Origin of the sequence: Enterobacter chuandaensis (genome assembly GCF_039718975.1) — a bacterium.
In the GTDB taxonomy this organism is placed as follows: Bacteria; Pseudomonadota; Gammaproteobacteria; order Enterobacterales; family Enterobacteriaceae; genus Enterobacter; species Enterobacter chuandaensis.
Window position 1 is genome coordinate 1138637 of record NZ_CP097173.1, and the last position, 14465, is coordinate 1153101.

Annotated in this window: 15 protein-coding genes and 1 other RNA gene; 12 read left to right on the forward strand and 4 right to left on the reverse strand. The window is 57.4% G+C overall.

From position 1 onward, the window contains the following. The first annotated feature begins 62 nt into the window (after positions 1–62). Positions 63–881 (forward strand): HMP-PP phosphatase, encoded by an 819-nt coding sequence (gene cof, locus MX657_RS05515; protein ID WP_346807613.1) that lies wholly within the window; start codon positions 63–65, stop codon positions 879–881. 41 nt (positions 882–922) lie between these two features. Here cof and MX657_RS05520 read toward each other — a convergent pair whose 3' ends face one another. Then, positions 923–1969: a PLP-dependent cysteine synthase family protein gene (locus tag MX657_RS05520; protein ID WP_119915234.1), complete on the reverse strand. Its 1047-nt coding sequence runs from the start codon at positions 1967–1969 to the stop codon at positions 923–925. A 115-nt stretch (positions 1970–2084) separates the two neighbouring features. Here MX657_RS05520 and MX657_RS05525 point away from each other — a divergent pair, with 115 nt between their 5' ends. From MX657_RS05525 to amtB, 5 genes are all read left to right on the forward strand, one after another. After that, the gene (locus MX657_RS05525) at positions 2085–2543 is read left to right on the forward strand and encodes an Lrp/AsnC family transcriptional regulator (RefSeq protein WP_008503307.1); all 459 of its coding nucleotides are present in this window, start codon (positions 2085–2087) and stop codon (positions 2541–2543) included. Positions 2544–2573: 30 nt separating this feature from the next. After that, positions 2574–4346, forward strand: coding sequence for a SmdA family multidrug ABC transporter permease/ATP-binding protein (locus MX657_RS05530; protein WP_119915233.1), 1773 nt, complete (start codon positions 2574–2576; stop codon positions 4344–4346). Beyond that, on the forward strand, positions 4339–6120 hold the full coding sequence (locus tag MX657_RS05535; RefSeq protein ID WP_119915232.1) for a SmdB family multidrug efflux ABC transporter permease/ATP-binding protein: 1782 nt from the start codon (positions 4339–4341) through the stop codon (positions 6118–6120). Before MX657_RS05530 ends, MX657_RS05535 begins: the two co-directional genes overlap by 8 nt. Before the next feature lie 220 nt (positions 6121–6340). After that, positions 6341–6679, forward strand: a complete 339-nt coding sequence (glnK, locus tag MX657_RS05540) for a P-II family nitrogen regulator (RefSeq protein WP_008503304.1) — start codon at positions 6341–6343, stop codon at positions 6677–6679. Between the two features lie 35 nt (positions 6680–6714). Further along, entirely contained in the window at positions 6715–8001 is a 1287-nt protein-coding gene (gene amtB, locus MX657_RS05545; protein ID WP_014882787.1) for an ammonium transporter AmtB, read from the forward strand. Between the two features lie 96 nt (positions 8002–8097). Here amtB and tesB read toward each other — a convergent pair whose 3' ends face one another. Continuing rightward, positions 8098–8958: an acyl-CoA thioesterase II gene (gene tesB / locus MX657_RS05550; protein ID WP_080328051.1), complete on the reverse strand. Its 861-nt coding sequence runs from the start codon at positions 8956–8958 to the stop codon at positions 8098–8100. A 203-nt stretch (positions 8959–9161) separates the two neighbouring features. Here tesB and MX657_RS05555 point away from each other — a divergent pair, with 203 nt between their 5' ends. Then, entirely contained in the window at positions 9162–9689 is a 528-nt protein-coding gene (locus tag MX657_RS05555; RefSeq protein ID WP_346807616.1) for a YbaY family lipoprotein, read from the forward strand. A gap of 33 nt (positions 9690–9722) precedes the next feature. On the opposite strand, the gene MX657_RS05560 is transcribed toward MX657_RS05555, so the two are convergent. Next, positions 9723–10034, reverse strand: coding sequence for an MGMT family protein (locus tag MX657_RS05560; protein ID WP_429844625.1), 312 nt, complete (start codon positions 10032–10034; stop codon positions 9723–9725). Positions 10035–10203: 169 nt separating this feature from the next. Here MX657_RS05560 and ffs point away from each other — a divergent pair. From ffs to MX657_RS05575, 3 genes are all read left to right on the forward strand, one after another. Continuing rightward, positions 10204–10300: signal recognition particle sRNA small type (gene ffs / locus MX657_RS05565), an RNA gene on the forward strand. A 258-nt stretch (positions 10301–10558) separates the two neighbouring features. Continuing rightward, positions 10559–10810 (forward strand): hypothetical protein, encoded by a 252-nt coding sequence (locus MX657_RS05570; RefSeq protein WP_119915230.1) that lies wholly within the window; start codon positions 10559–10561, stop codon positions 10808–10810. After that, positions 10807–11022: a hypothetical protein gene (locus MX657_RS05575; RefSeq protein WP_119915229.1), complete on the forward strand. Its 216-nt coding sequence runs from the start codon at positions 10807–10809 to the stop codon at positions 11020–11022. Before MX657_RS05570 ends, MX657_RS05575 begins: the two co-directional genes overlap by 4 nt. A gap of 81 nt (positions 11023–11103) precedes the next feature. On the opposite strand, the gene MX657_RS05580 is transcribed toward MX657_RS05575, so the two are convergent. Continuing rightward, positions 11104–12525: a PLP-dependent aminotransferase family protein gene (locus MX657_RS05580; RefSeq protein ID WP_119915228.1), complete on the reverse strand. Its 1422-nt coding sequence runs from the start codon at positions 12523–12525 to the stop codon at positions 11104–11106. An 86-nt stretch (positions 12526–12611) separates the two neighbouring features. Here MX657_RS05580 and MX657_RS05585 point away from each other — a divergent pair, with 86 nt between their 5' ends. Further along, the gene (locus MX657_RS05585) at positions 12612–13223 is read left to right on the forward strand and encodes a YczE/YyaS/YitT family protein (RefSeq protein WP_119915227.1); all 612 of its coding nucleotides are present in this window, start codon (positions 12612–12614) and stop codon (positions 13221–13223) included. A 76-nt stretch (positions 13224–13299) separates the two neighbouring features. Next, positions 13300–14370, forward strand: coding sequence for a LacI family DNA-binding transcriptional regulator (locus MX657_RS05590; protein WP_119915318.1), 1071 nt, complete (start codon positions 13300–13302; stop codon positions 14368–14370). Positions 14371–14465: the final 95 nt, after the last annotated feature.

Below are 14465 nucleotides of genomic sequence, written 5' to 3' on the forward strand. Positions count from 1 at the left end.
CTTCCGTATATCGCACGCAATACTGATGCACAAGTTAATCGCATCACATTTCAGGAGTAATCATGGCCCGCCTCGCTGCATTTGATATGGACGGTACGTTGTTAATGCCGGATCACCGTCTGGGGGAGAAAACACTGAATACCCTGAAGCGTCTGCGCGAGCGTGATGTCACCCTGACGTTTGCCACTGGTCGCCACGTGCTGGAGATGCGCCATTTGCTGGGCGCGTTTTCCCTGGATGCGTTTTTAATCACGGGTAACGGAACGCGCATTCACACCGTTGAAGGAGACGTGCTGCACCGCCAGGATCTCAATCCGGAAGTGGCGGATATCGTCCTGCACAGCACCTGGGACACACAGGCCAGTATCCACGTCTTTAACGACCAGGGCTGGTTTACCGGACGTGAAATCCCTGAACTGCTGCACGCCCATGTCTATAGCGGTTTTCAATTTCAGCTTATCGATCTGCGTCGGATACCTGCCCATGCGGTGACCAAGATCTGCTTCTGTGGCGATCATGACGATCTTTCTCGCTTACGGATTCAACTGAATGAGGCGCTGGGCGACCGGGCGCACCTGACCTTCTCGGCGGTGGATTGTCTTGAAGTGCTGCCGGTGGGCTGTAACAAAGGTTCAGCCCTGGCGGTGCTCAGCGACCACCTGGGCTTAACGCTGCAGGAGTGTATGGCGTTTGGCGACGCCATGAACGACCGCGAAATGCTGGGCAGCGTAGGGCGTGGTCTGATTATGGGGAATGCGATGCCACAGCTAATCGCAGAGCTTCCTCATCTGCCGGTTATCGGACACTGCGGTAACGAAGCGGTGTCCCATTTTTTGACGCATTGGCTGGACAACAACAACCTCCCATATTCCCCCGAATAGTGAGACCCTTCCAGCGAGCCAGACTTCGGTCTGGCTTTTTTTTATTTCAGCAGGTGCGCAATCTGCGCTTTCCACGGGGTGATGTCGCCGATGTTTGCCTGCACCCACTCTGCATTGTAGTAGGTCTCAAGGTAGCGCTCGCCGCTGTCGCACAGCAATGTGACGATGGAGCCGGTACGGCCTTCTTCGCGCATGCGTGCCGCAAGCTGCAATGCGCCCCACATGTTGGTGCCCGTTGATGCGCCGACCTTGCGGCCGAGCTGCGTTTCCAGCCAGTGCGCGGTAGCCACGCTGGCGGCGTCCGGTACGCGAAGCATTTCATCCACCACGTCCGGGATGAATGAGGGTTCCACGCGCGGTCGGCCGATCCCTTCAATTTTGCTGCCCACCGGGCTGCGCAGGTCAGCATCGCGGCTTTGCCAGTAGTCGAGGAAGACGGAGTTTTGCGGGTCAACGACCATCAGCTGCGTATCGTAGCCCTGACAACGGATGTAGCGTCCGATAGTGGCTGACGTGCCGCCAGTACCGGCGCTCATTACAATGTATGACGGAACCGGATGCGGCTCGTGGGTCATCTGGCGGAAAATACTGTCGGCAATGTTGTTATTGCCGCGCCAGTCCGTTGCACGCTCGGCGAAGGTGAATTGGTCCATATAGTGGCCATTCAGCTCGCGGGCCAGCATTTCAGAGGCGGCGTAGATTTCGCAGGCGCTTTCCACAAAGTGGCAGCGACCGCCGTAAAATTCGATCTGCTCGATTTTGCGTTTTGCGGTGCAGGAGGGCATCACGGCGATAAACGGCAGGCCCAGCAGGCGGGCGAAATAGGCTTCGGATACCGCCGTTGAACCGGATGAAGATTCAATGATGGTGGTGCCTTCTTTGATCCAGCCGTTACACAAACCGTATAAGAACAGGGAACGCGCCAGACGATGCTTCAGGCTACCGGTGGGATGGGTGCTTTCATCTTTCAGATAGAGCTGAATACCGTCAAATCCCGGCAGGGAGAGGCGAATCAGGTGCGTATCCGCCGAGCGCTGATAGTCGGCATTGATTTCGCTGATGGCATGTTTAACCCAGGTGCTATTCATCGTAATTATCCGTTTGTCATTTTGTGCCCAGCATAGCGAAAAGCACAGAAAAAATTGTTGCTATCTGGCCTTTAAAATAGAATGAAGGGAGAAAAATTTTCTCTGTGAGGTGGGTATGCTAGATAAAATTGACCGCAAGCTCCTTTCATTGCTGCAAAGTGACTGTACCCTCTCTTTGCAGGCGCTGGCAGATGCCGTTAATCTGACCACCACGCCGTGCTGGAAGCGCCTCAAAAAGCTGGAAGATGACGGCATTCTTCTGGGCCGCGTCGCGTTACTCGATCCCGAAAAACTGGGGCTTGGGCTGACGGCATTTGTGCTGATAAAAACCCAACATCACAGCAGCGAGTGGTATTGCCGCTTCGTCACACAGGTATCTGAAATGCCCGAGGTGCTCGGCTTCTGGCGTATGGCCGGCGAGTACGACTACCTGATGCGCGTCCAGGTGGCAGACATGAAGCGCTATGATGATTTCTACAAGCGGCTGGTGAACAGCGTCCCGGGCTTGTCGGACGTCACCTCAAGCTTCGCCATGGAACAGATTAAGTACACCACAGCATTACCCATTGAATAACTTCGTAAAATACCTTCAGGAACAAACCGCGTGCGATTATTTGCCCAATTAAGCTGGTACTTTCGTCGGGAGTGGCAACGCTACCTCGGTGCAGTCGCCCTGCTTATTATCATTGCCATCCTGCAGCTGATCCCGCCGAAAGTGGTGGGCTACGTCGTGGATGGCGTCACTGAACAGCATTACACCACCGCACGGGTGTTGATGTGGGTTGGCACGCTGGTGCTGACGGCGGTCATTGTTTATCTGCTGCGCTACGTCTGGCGCGTGCTGCTGTTTGGTGCGTCCTATCAGCTGGCCGTTGAGCTGCGTGAAGATTTTTACCGCCAGCTGAGCCGACAGCATCCTGAGTTTTATCTCCGCCACCGCACCGGGGATCTCATCGCCCGCGCGACGAACGACGTCGATCGCGTGGTCTTTGCCGCCGGAGAAGGCGTATTAACGCTGGTGGACTCGCTGGTGATGGGCTGCGCGGTGCTGATCGTCATGTCCACGCAGATCAGCTGGCAGCTGACCCTGCTTGCGCTGCTGCCGATGCCGCTGATGGCGCTGGCGATCAATCGCTACGGCGAACAGCTGCACGAACGCTTCAAGCTGGCGCAGGCGGCGTTTTCTTCTCTGAACGATCGCACCCAGGAGAGCATGACCAGCATCCGCATGATTAAAGCGTTTGGCCTGGAAGACAGGCAGTCCGCACTGTTTGCCGCCGATGCGGCAGACACGGGGGCGAAAAACATGCGCGTCGCGCGTATTGATGCGCGATTTGATCCAACGATTTATGTCGCAATCGGCATGGCAAACCTGCTTGCCATTGGCGGCGGAAGCTGGATGGTGGTGCAGGGCACGTTAACCCTGGGACAATTGACCAGCTTCGCGATGTATCTGGGGCTGATGATCTGGCCGATGCTGGCGCTGGCCTGGATGTTTAACATTGTGGAGCGCGGCAGCGCTGCCTACAGCCGCATTCGCGCCATGCTGGCCGAAGCACCGGTGGTCAATGACGGCAGCGAAGCGGTACCGGAAGGGCGCGGCGTCATGCATGTCGACGTCCGCAAGTTTGTCTATCCACAAACGGAACATCCGGTGCTGGAAAACGTCAGCTTTACGCTGCAGCCAGGCCAGATGCTGGGCATCTGCGGCCCGACGGGCTCCGGAAAAAGTACCGTGCTTTCTCTGCTTCAGCGCCACTTTGACGTCACCGAGGGCGATATTCGTTTCCATGATATCCCCCTGCCGAACCTGCTGCTGGACGAGTGGCGTGGCCGTCTGGCGGTGGTCAGCCAGACGCCGTTTTTATTTTCGGATACCGTGGCGAATAACATTGCGCTTGGTCACCCGTCGGCGACGCAGGAAGAGATCGAGCACGTGGCGCGCTTAGCCAGCGTACATGACGATATTTTGCGGCTGCCGCAGGGTTACGAAACGGAAGTTGGGGAACGTGGCGTCATGCTGTCCGGCGGGCAGAAACAGCGTATCTCGATTGCCCGCGCGCTGCTGCTGAATGCTGAAATCCTTATTCTGGATGATGCGCTTTCCGCCGTGGATGGCCGTACCGAACATCAAATTCTGCATAACCTGCGCCAGTGGGGCGATGGCCGCACGGTGATTATCAGCGCCCACCGTTTGTCGGCACTCACGGAAGCCAGTGAAATTCTGGTCTTACAGCACGGTCACATTGCCCAGCGCGGGCAGCATGACACGCTTGCCGGGCAGCCGGGCTGGTATCGCGATATGTATCGCTATCAACAGCTTGAGGCGGCGCTGGACGATGCGCCGGAGCAGGATGAGGAGGCCGCCAATGCGTAAGCTCGGAACGATGTGGCCGACGCTCAAACGTCTGCTGGCCTACGGCTCGCCGTGGCGTAAACCGCTCTCCGTTGCCGTACTTTTACTCTGGATAGCGGCGATTGCTGAAGTCAGCGGGCCGCTGCTTATCAGCTACTTCATCGACAATATGGTCGCGAAAAGCTACCTGCCCCTGGGGCTGGTGGCGGGGCTGGGAGTGGCCTACGTTGGTTTACAGCTGGCGGCGGCAGGGCTGCACTATGCGCAGTCGCTGCTGTTTAACCGTGCCGCCGTCGGCGTGGTTCAGCAGCTGCGCACGGATGTAATGGACGCGGCGCTTCGCCAGCCGCTCAGCGAGTTTGATATCCAGCCGGTCGGGCAGGTGATTTCGCGCGTGACCAACGATACCGAGGTGATCCGCGACCTGTACGTCACCGTGGTCGCGACGGTGTTACGCAGCGCGGCGCTGATCGGCGCGATGCTGGTGGCGATGTTCAGCCTCGACTGGCGCATGGCGCTGGTGGCGATTACCATCTTCCCGGCGGTGCTGATCGTGATGATCATCTACCAGCGCTACAGCACGCCAATCGTGCGCCGGGTGCGCGCCTATCTGGCCGACATCAACGATGGCTTCAACGAAGTGATCAACGGCATGAGTGTCATTCAGCAGTTCCGCCAGCAGGCGCGCTTTGGCGAGCGGATGGGGGAAGCCAGCCGTTCGCACTACATGGCGCGTATGCAGACGCTGCGCCTCGACGGTTTCCTGCTGCGCCCGCTGCTGAGCCTTTTCTCTGCGCTGGTGCTTTGCGGGCTGCTGATGCTCTTTGGTCTGAGCTCAAACGGTACGATTGAAGTGGGCGTGCTCTACGCCTTTATTAGCTATCTGGGCCGCCTTAACGAGCCGCTGATCGAGCTCACCACCCAGCAATCGATGCTGCAGCAGGCGGTCGTCGCCGGTGAGCGCGTGTTTGAGCTGATGGACAGGCCGCGCCAGGCCTACGGCAATGATGAGCGACCTCTGCAAAGTGGGACAATCGCCTTTGATAACGTCTCGTTTGCCTATCGCGAAGACCGGCTGGTGTTGCAGGACATTACGCTGGATGTTCCGTCGCGCGGTTTCGTGGCGCTGGTGGGGCATACGGGCAGCGGCAAGAGCACGCTCGCCAGCCTGTTGATGGGGTATTACCCGGTCACGCACGGCGAAATCCGCCTCGACGGACGCCCGCTCGCGTCTCTCAGCCACAACGTGTTGCGTAAAGGCGTCGCGATGGTGCAGCAGGATCCGGTCGTGCTGGCCGACACCTTCTACGCCAACGTGACCCTGGGCCGGGACTACACCCAGGAGCAGGTCTGGGAGGTGCTGGAAAAAGTGCAACTGGCGGATCTGGCGCGCGGGTTTAGCGACGGCATAAATACAAAGCTGGGCGAGCAGGGGAACAATCTCTCCGTTGGGCAAAAGCAGCTTCTCGCGCTGGCGCGGGTGCTGATTGAAACCCCGCAGGTACTGATTCTGGATGAAGCGACGGCCAGCATTGACTCCGGTACCGAGCAGGCCATCCAGCAGGCGCTGGCCGCGGTACGCGACCATACGACGCTGGTGGTGATTGCCCATCGTCTTTCCACCATTGTCGATGCCGATACCATTCTGGTGCTGCATCGTGGACAAGCCGTGGAGCGCGGCACGCACCGTGAACTGCTGGAAGCCAAAGGGCGCTACTGGCAGATGTACCAGCTTCAGCTGGCGGGTGAAGAGCTGGCCGCCAGCGTGCGCGAGGAAGAGTCCCTCAGCGCCTGATGCACCAAAACAAAGCAACGCGCTAACAGTCATTCCTGTTGGTGCAAGACTGAAACGCACCGTGCACTGCCATGGTGCGTTTTTTTTCACCGGTTCGTTAATGAAGGCGGCGTAACGCTCGTCGCACCGCTTTTCTCCCTCGTTTTCATTTCTGGCACATCCCTTGCAATACCTTCTGCGTGAGCTGCGGCCATTACCGAATTCTGACTGGAGGGGATCTATGAAGCTGGTTACGGTGGTAATCAAACCATTCAAACTGGAAGACGTGCGCGAAGCGTTATCTTCCATGGGTATTCAGGGACTGACTGTCACCGAAGTGAAAGGCTTTGGTCGTCAGAAGGGTCATGCCGAGCTTTACCGCGGGGCGGAATACAGCGTTAACTTCCTGCCAAAAGTAAAAATCGATGTTGCGATTGCGGACGATCAGCTTGATGAAGTGATTGATGTGATTAGCAAAGCGGCCTACACCGGCAAAATTGGCGACGGCAAAATTTTCGTTGCCGAACTGCAGCGCGTCATTCGCATTCGTACCGGCGAATCTGACGAAGCGGCACTGTAAGTAACTCCTGGCACACAGTGATAGGGATCGAGAAAATGAAGATAGCAACACTTAAAACGGGTCTGGGTTCGCTGGCACTGCTGCCGGGCCTGGCGCTGGCTGCCCCTGCCGTGGCAGACAAGGCCGATAACGCCTTTATGATGATCAGCACCGCGCTGGTGCTGTTCATGTCTATCCCGGGCATTGCGCTGTTTTACGGCGGTCTGATCCGCGGCAAAAACGTGCTCTCCATGCTGACGCAGGTTGCCGTGACGTTCGCGCTGGTCTGCGTGCTGTGGGTGGTTTACGGTTACTCGCTGGCCTTCGGTACCGGCAACGCCTTCTTTGGTAACTTCGACTGGGTGATGCTGAAAAATATTGAGCTGACCGCGCTGATGGGCAGCTTCTACCAGTACATCCACGTTGCGTTCCAGGGCTCGTTCGCCTGCATCACCGTCGGGCTGATCGTGGGCGCGCTGGCCGAGCGCATTCGTTTCTCTGCGGTTCTGATCTTCGTGGTGGTCTGGCTGACGCTCTCCTATGTGCCGATTGCGCACATGGTCTGGGGCGGTGGTCTGCTGGCAACGCACGGCGCGCTGGACTTCGCGGGCGGTACCGTTGTGCACATCAACGCCGCGGTAGCGGGTCTGGTGGGGGCGTATCTGATTGGCAAACGCGTAGGCTTCGGTAAAGAGGCGTTCAAACCGCACAACCTGCCGATGGTGTTTACCGGTACGGCTATCCTCTACTTTGGCTGGTTTGGCTTCAACGCCGGTTCCGCAAGTGCCGCGAACGAAATCGCCGCGCTGGCCTTCGTGAACACCGTTGTGGCGACGGCGGGTGCAATCCTCTCCTGGGTGTTCGGCGAGTGGGCAGTGCGCGGTAAACCTTCCCTGCTGGGTGCCTGTTCAGGTGCGATTGCCGGTCTGGTTGGTATCACTCCGGCGTGCGGTTACGTGGGTGTCGGTGGTGCGCTGCTGGTGGGTCTGGTCGCGGGTCTTGCGGGTCTGTGGGGCGTCACTGCTCTGAAACGTGTGCTGCGCGTTGACGACCCTTGCGATGTGTTCGGCGTCCACGGCGTTTGCGGCATCGTCGGCTGTATCATGACCGGTATCTTCGCCGCGAAATCGCTGGGTGGCGTAGGCTACGCTGAAGGCGTCACCATGGTTCATCAGGTGCTGGTACAGCTGGAAAGTATTGCTATCACCGTTGTGTGGTCTGCTGTTGTCGCTTTCATCGGCTATAAGCTGGCGGACATGACGGTTGGGCTGCGCGTACCGGAAGAGCAGGAACGCGAAGGTCTGGATGTGAACAGCCACGGCGAGAATGCGTATAACGCCTGATAAACAGCAAAACGGCAACCTTAGGTTGCCGTTTTTAATGTGTATTCCCTCTCCCCGTGGGAGAGGGCCAGGGTGAGGGCATCAGGCCGCACACATTCACCCGCGATTACGCATTACCCCTTCCTGTACCGTAGAAGCGACCAGCACGCCGTCCTGGGTATAAAACTCTCCACGCACAAACCCGCGAGCGCTCGACGCTGATGTACTCTCCACGCTGTAGAGCAGCCACTCATTCATGTTGAACGGACGGTGGAACCACATGGAGTGATCGATGGTTGCAACCTGCATCCCTTTTTCCAGGAAGCCAACACCGTGCGGCTGCAGCGCTACCGGCAGGAAATTGAAGTCAGACGCGTAGCCCAGCAGATACTGATGCACGCGGAAATCTTCCGGCACGGTGCCATTAGCGCGGATCCAGACCTGGCGCTTCGGCTCGGCAGTGTGGCCTTTCATCGGGTTATGGAACTCAACCGGGCGGATCTCCAGCGGTTTATCGCAGAGAAACTTCTCTTTGACCTGCGGCGGAAGCAGATGCGCCAGCGCACGGGCGATATCGGTCTCTGATTTGAGATCGTCCGGCGCGGGGGCCGGCGGCATCACTTTCTGATGCTCATACCCGGGTTCCGGCGCCTGGAAAGAGGCGGTCATATAAAAGATCGGCTTGCCGTTCTGAACGGCCGCCACGCGGCGTGCGCTGAAGCTGTTGCCGTCTCGCAGGACTTCAACGTCATACACAATCGGTTTTGCGCTGTCGCCAGGGCGTAAGAAATAGCTGTGGAATGAGTGCACCAGACGGTCTGCAGGGACGGTCTCCTTTGCAGCGTACAGCGCTTGTCCGACGACCTGGCCGCCGAACACCTGACGTAAGCCGAGGTCTTCGCTCTGTCCGCGATAGAGTCCTTCCTCAATTTTTTCCAGATTCAGTAATGTCAGCAGATTGTTCAGTGCCTGACTCATAGTTGTCCTCAATAAACGCCGTAGCGAAAGATAGGCAGAGTATAACGCAGAAATGAAAGTGGTCCGATGGGTAGAATAATCTGAATATCTGGACGTTTTCAGGCATTAATCGGTGATCTGTGCCACACTTAACTACGTTATGTGATTGAAACGACATCGGATGGGATCGATCCCGCTGGTGCATTGATGATAAGGAGACTTCAATGAAACTCGTGCCCATGCTTAGTGGTGTAGCTATTGCGGTGGCGTTGTCCGCCTGTGCCGGTAAGAGCGCCCAGGTGCCGGTCCCTGCAGCCGATCCGAACGGGATTAATACCCTTTCACAGCAATCCATTCAGCAGCCTAACGTTTCCGGTACAATCTGGATCAAACAGAAAGTCGCTCTGCCGCCGGATGCGGTATTAACGGTAACGCTGTCTGATGCTTCTCTGGCCGACGCGCCGTCGAAAGTTCTGGCCCAGCGTGCGGTCCGTACTGAAGGTAAGCAGGCGCCGTTTAGCTTCGTGCTGCCGTATAACCTGTCAGACGTGCAGCCGAATGCCCGTATCCTGCTGAGTGCAGCGGTAACCATCAACGGCAAGCTGGTCTTTATCACCGATACGGTCCAGGAAGCGATTAACCACGGTGGAACTAAAATCGACCTGAATCTGGTGCCGGTGCAGCAAACTGAAGTCCCGGTTGCTCCACAGACCAATCAGCCGTCCCTGCCAACTCCACCGACTCAGATGTAACTGTTGCTATTACCCTCTCCTTCGGGGGAGGGTTTAGTACACCCAGCGGTATTTCTGCAAATCAATCTCTCCTGCTCCCGACACCTGCACACCCTCTGAAAGCAATGCCTGACGCTGACGCTGGAGATCCGGCCCGGTTAACGAGATGGCGCCATGACGGTTCACCACCCTATGCCAGGGCAGCGTACTCCCTTCCGGCAGTCGTTTGAGGACGCCTCCAACCTGTCGCGCTGCGCGCGGGGAACCGGCCAGCCGTGCGACATCACCGTAGGTAGTGACGTAGCCTTCCGGAATCGAGGTCACGATTTGCCATACGCGCTGGGGAAAGGAGTCGTGTTCGTCCATACCTTCACCTGTGGGGATGTTTGGACCGTCATGGTAAACGAAGATCGTCCTGATTGCTGCGCCTGTTTGCGCAAGAAACCAGCATCCGGTTCCTGGTCGCTTGCAATTGGCTCTTCGCACAGGGATAATGCGCCAGCGCGTTGGTTATCAACGCTCTCAATGGGGGCTCTGTTGGTTCTCCCGCAACGCTACTCTGTTCACCAGGTCAGGTCCGGAAGGAAGCAGCCAGGGCAGACGACGTGGGTGCCGGGATGTAGCTGGCAGGGCCCCCACCCATTTGTGGTTTCATACGATCTTTCCCGCTTCACCTCTCTTTCAACCGTTATTCCACACTACGACAGTGCCTATATTCTGTAATATATATTTCATTGCGCTGAAATATTACTGTCATAAACCTGTAATAATAGCCTGTCATTTTATTATCGGATGTCTTTTTTCTGTCATAAGTTAAAAATATATATCTGGATAACAGTGTTAACTTCGTGTATTAAATAAAGAACTGATTCCGAAGGGAAGTGACGAACATGGCTACTGCGGTATTAAATGTTAAAATTGACGAAGCGCTAAAAGAAAGACTTCGCCACTTTGCGGAAGTTAATAACGAGAATTTAAGCGTGACCACAGAGAAACTGCTGCTGCTGGCATTCGAAGCAGTAGAAGAGGCGGGAGTATCGGAAGAGGATATTGATAATCAGCATACGGAAGAAGAGAGTGTTTCTCCTTTTACTCCTAAAGAAATCAAAGCTCTACGTAAACTTCTGAAGAAGAGAAAATGAAACAACAACTATCAACTGCCAGTGACTACAACGAGGCCTGCGATCTGTTGCGTTCAGGCTACGTGAAGCATGTACGTCTTGGCTGGAATGTTGGAAGCGATGAATTCTTTCGTATTGCGTCTGACTGGTGTGATACTGGCGCAAAAATAAAGAAAGAGGGAGGTAATTTCGTTATTTCCCTGAAAGGTTTCCCTATTCCTCCTCAGCATTAATTTGTGACCAGTGAAAACTGCTGACTGCATATGTGGCAGTCAGCAGTTTTTATTTTATGATCCGCTTCAAATATTTAACTATTACACCAGGCTGCGTTTTACCGATGGCGCATATGAATTTAGCGAAAGCCATAACGGTTTAATCCGCAGCAACGCCTCTTCCAGTTCCGCGGGTTCGAGCGAAAAGGGCATACGCAAAAAACGGTCAAACGCCCCCGATAAACCAAACCGCGTGCCGGTCCCCAGGTTTATCCCGATAATTTCTGCCCGCGCGGCAAGCTGCGTCGCCAGCATGCCCGGAAGCTCGATCCAGTAAGAGAGCCCACCTTCCGCCTCATGGAATTTCCACTCCGGGAAATGTTCACGCAGCAGCTCACCGCATCGATCGCGCCGTTCCGCCAGCATCTTGCGGCGGGCGGGCAGAAAACGCTCGCTATTGTCGATAAGCCACAGTGTTGCCAGCTGCTCCAGCAGCGGCGAGCCTAAATCCAGGGTATCGCGCGTCTGGGCAAGCGTGGCGATAGTACGCGAGGAGGCGCGGATCCAGCCGAGACGCAGCCCGCCCCAGAAGCTCTTTCCGGCAGAGCCTAACGTTATCACGCTGGCCTGCGGGTTAAATGAAGCCAGCGGTGGTGGCGGGGGAGAGTCAAACCAGAGATCGACCATCGTTTCATCCACCACCAGAGCCGTGCGGCTTTGTGCGGCAATATCGGTTATGGCCTGACGGGTAGCGATATCCATGCATCGCCCGGTTGGGTTATGAAAATCTGGCATCAGGTAAGCCAGGCGCGGCGCGGTCTGGGCAAGCGTGGCCGCGAATCCATCCGTATCCCAGCCGATTTCCGGCAACGACACCCCAACTGGCCGACACTGCGCTCCCTGAATAGCGGCAATGGCCAGCGGATAAGTGGGGTGATCGACCACCACGCGATCCCCCGGCCCGGCCATCATCCGCAGTACCAGCGCAAACCCGCTGACGGCACCGTTGAGCACCATCACCTCGTCTGCCCGGGTGGGAAGACCCCGCGCGGTATAGCGTGCGGCAATAGCCTCGCGCAGCGCCGGCAGCCCAAGCTGATCGTAGCCCGTCAGCGAGAGGTGCTGGGTAATGGCCGTAAGCGCATGGGTATAGGCCTGGTGGATCTCTGGCCCGGCATGGAGGGCGGCTGTGGAGAGATCCAGGGCGGCACTCGCTGCGGAAAGGGTAGGAACGGCGCGGGTATTCGGGAGGATCACGCGCGACCCGCTGCCGTGGCGGCTTTCAAGATAACCCTCTTCACGCAGATGGGCGAGGGCGCTACTGACGGTCGTCCGGCTGACATCCAGCGCTGCGGCCAGCTCCCGTTCGCCCGGCAGTCGCGTATTCAATGCCAGCCGCCCGTCAAGGATTAACAAACGCAACGCGTCGGCCAGCTGGCGCCAGAGCGGGGTGCGGGAGGAGGTTTGCTGCCAGTGGCCTAAAAGGCGTACCAGAGACTGGCTTCCGAAGCGGCGTGATGACATATGCAGTCCACTATTTGAAAACTGGACATTAATAATAGTGCCATTTTAGGTCAGGATGAAAGTCGGGTTCACTGGAGAAGATAAAAATGGTACGTCGTCTGCTACAACTTTATGTCGGTTTAGGGCTGTACGGGCTTTCCACCGCGATGTTTATTCGCGCGGATCTGGGTGTCGATCCGTGGGATGTGTTTCACCTTGGCGTGGGAATACAGCTGGGAATGAGCATTGGGACGGTGATCATTTTGACCGGGGCGGCGGTACTCTTACTGTGGATCCCACTGCGTCAGATGCCCGGTCTTGGCACGATAAGCAACGTGATATGTATTGGTCTGGCGGCGGACGCCAGCATGGCGCTTATCCCGGAACTGAATTCGTTGCCTGTGCAAATTGCGTTCCTGGTGTCAGGTATCGTAATGAACGCGATCGCCACCAGCATGTACATAGGCGCTGGTTTCGGGCCTGGTCCGCGCGACGGACTGATGACCGGTATTCACGCCCGGCTGGGATGGTCCATTCGCAGCGTGCGTACCTCTATTGAAGTGTCCGTCCTGCTGATTGGGTGCGTGCTGGGCGGCTCGTTTGGGGTGGGAACGGTGGTGTACGCTTTGACCATTGGCCCACTTATTCAGGTCTGTTTGCCCTGGTTCCGCCAGAAGCCGCGCATTGCGGAAATACCTCAGCCTGAGCGGGTTGTTTAATTTGCGAAGCGCTCACATGTTTTAACGGCGTTGCTGTGCCAGAATAGACGCTTCGAAAATCGCGATGCCAGAACGCATGAAAGCAATCACTCTCTATGATGTCGCCCTCCTGGCGGGGGTTTCTTATCAGACCGTTTCCCGCGTCATTAACGACGCGGAACACGTCTCTGCCCGCACGCGGGAAAAGGTGCAGCAGGCAATGGCGGAGCTGCATTACGTTCCCAACCTGCGGGCGCAGCAGCTGGCGGGGAAACGCACCCGTACGCTGGGCCTCATCACTACCGATCTGGCGCTGCACGCGCCATCACAAATTGTCTCGGCGGTAAAATCCCGGGCGGCAGAACAGGGGGCGAGCGTCCTGATTTCCATGGTGGAGCAGCCGCAGCAGTGTCAGGCGGCGCTTCAGGCGCTGCTGGCGCAGCGGGTGGACGCGCTGCTGGTCAATGTGCCGCTTGACGATCCTCACGCCGAAGAACTCAGGGGGCTGGCGACGCCCGTTCCGGTGCTGTTCCTCGACGTGTCACCGTCAGCGCAGGTAAACAGCCTCGTCTTTAACGCCGGGGAGGGCGCGCGCCTGGGCGTTGAGCATCTGCTTTCGCTGGGGCATCAGCGAATTGCTCTGCTGAGCGGGCCGGAAAGTTCTGTCTCTGCGCGGGCGCGTCTGGCAGGATGGCAAGCGACGCTGGCTGAGGCGGGTCTTAACGCGGAGGCCGTGGCTTACGGCGACTGGAGCGCGGCCAGCGGCTATGAGAAGGGACATGTGCTGCTCTCGGGGGCGGTATTACCGGATGCGATTCTGGTGGCGAACGATCAGATGGCGCTCGGGGTGATGCGCGCCTGCGCGGAAAAAGGGATCGCTGTTCCTGGCCAGATATCGGTGGTGGGGTTTGACGATACGGCCGACAGCGCCTGGTTTTCTCCGCCGCTGACGACCATTCGTCAGGCGTTTCGCGAGGCGGGCGAGCGCAGCGTGGAGTGGCTTCTGGCCCCCACCGGGGGGGAGGAATGCTGGCAGGTTCAGCTGCCGGTGACGCTGGTTATCCGCCACTCCAGCGCGCGCCGCACCCCGCAGCAGGCCGAACGCGAGGATCTGGCGCAGCAGCTCAGAAGTCTGGCCCTCCTTGCCGGGCAGCTTGCCCGCAAATAAAACTTTGTGATCGGACTCGCTACCCCGCGAATGAATGCTTTACCGTTACCGGGAGCCAGGGCATGTTAGCCAAAATTGTGAGCGCTTCGCAAAGA